Origin of the sequence: Plesiomonas sp. (genome assembly GCF_051650925.1) — a bacterium.
GTDB lineage: Bacteria > Pseudomonadota > Gammaproteobacteria > Enterobacterales > CAMTGL01 > Plesiomonas.
Genome location: NZ_JBOFRH010000344.1, coordinates 1 through 1643 on the forward strand (window position 1 = coordinate 1; position 1643 = coordinate 1643).

2 protein-coding genes are annotated in these 1643 nt (G+C 46.6%); one reads left to right on the forward strand and one right to left on the reverse strand.

The window, feature by feature from the left end; all coding sequences use genetic code 11:
• Nucleotides 1-174 precede the first annotated feature (174 nt).
• A complete protein-coding gene (locus tag ACRC27_RS07945) occupies nucleotides 175-642 on the reverse strand; it encodes a hypothetical protein (RefSeq protein WP_438639607.1) in 468 nt (155 codons plus the stop codon).
• Nucleotides 643-1158: 516 nt separating this feature from the next.
• On the opposite strand from ACRC27_RS07945, the gene earP reads away from it, so the two are divergent.
• Nucleotides 1159-1643, forward strand: a 485-nt coding sequence (gene earP, locus ACRC27_RS07950; RefSeq protein ID WP_438639608.1) for an elongation factor P maturation arginine rhamnosyltransferase EarP, incomplete at its 3' end; no start/stop codon positions are given.

Sequence of the window (1643 nt, forward strand, 5' to 3'; positions counted from 1 at the left end):
ATAGTATGTATACGGGTATTTATGAGGCATCCAACTTGACTAAAATATAACATTAGAAATATCTAATGTATGCTTGCTGTAAAGACAGAGACGGGTAGTTATATGGTAGTCGGTAGTCATTTCTGATAGATCCCCGCACTTGGGTACGTTGGTATTCAATCACTCCATTGTGCATCAACACTCCGGAGTATGGCACTTGATAGACTCAGAGATACGAACCCATCTGGCCACTCCATCAATAGAACCGGCCACATCTAACGTATACACGCCCATAAACTTGTAATAAACATCACCAGATGTTTTACGGTAACAACCGAACACAACATGGTGTTGATAGTTCTCTGTTATCTGCCAATGTAAATGACCAAGCGGATCTGTTTTAGAGCACTCCAAGATAACAGCACCGGATTGCAGCACTTTGTTATCCCATTGATCATTTGGGAAGAATTTAGGAAACCAGATACCCATAGGTGCAGAGTCATTGCGTGATGGATAGTGAGCGATGCCACCACGTTGGATCGATTTGTGGTACACCTTGCCGAACAGACTTGCACAGTGGCAATTGTACATAAAGGATAGGTTATCACTAACCGAGATCTGACCAGCGTCAATACACCGTTGCACCTTTGAAACCAGATTCATACATAGAAACCTGCAGCAATCGAAAGCAACATCATAACAAATGGTCACTTATTGACACATCACACCATTACTTTGATTGATACACATATGTTAAGTCATCACTCTATTTCACCAACTGCCACATAATGTTGCTGGTTGCAACTGATAGCACCAAGATCGTTAGATTTGCAAGGGTAAGAGGTTACACCAGTCGGTGACAGCAACATCTGTCTACGCACTGTAAACGTCATTGGAACAACGGATTACTGCCAAATCGCATTGTGATATTGGCGGTGGAAAGCAAGGCAGTGTACCTGAAAGAAAAGAATGGAAAATAAATCAGCGCGCAGACTACATCCTGAACGGCTTTTGAGCAACCGAAAGGGCAAAAAATCCTATCAAAATGGTCTCTTTGCACCGTTATCGGTGGGCAAAACAGCACAAAAATGGCTTTAAGCGCCAACTTTAACTGTGCAGATATTACGTCGGCAGAGAAAAATCCCGTACACTAGCGCCTTCTTGATAAAGGACCAAACCATGACAGCAACACGTTATGACTGGGATATCTTTTGCACCGTGGTCGATAACTTCGGTGATATCGGGGTAACCCTGCGTCTGGCCCGCCAGCTGGCCCATGACTATCAGCAGCAGGTGCGGCTCTGGGTGGACGATTTACAGTCTACTGCGCGGATCTGCCCGGGGTTGGATGCAACGCTCGCATCCCAAGTGTATGACGGCGTAAACATTTGTCGCTGGGATACGCCGTTTAGCGCGCAAGTCACGCCAGCGCATCGGGTGATCGAAGCATTTGCTTGTGAATTGCCGCCAGAGTTTCGGCAGCAAATGAAAGCCCTGTCACCGGCACCGCTGTGGCTGAATCTGGAATACTTGAGTGCGGAAGAGTGGGTGGAAGGCTGTCATCGTCTGCCATCATGGCAGCCAGATGGGCTGACTAAATACTTTTTCTTCCCTGGCTTTACACCGGCAACCGGTGGCTTGCTGCGCGAGCAGGGGCTATTTGC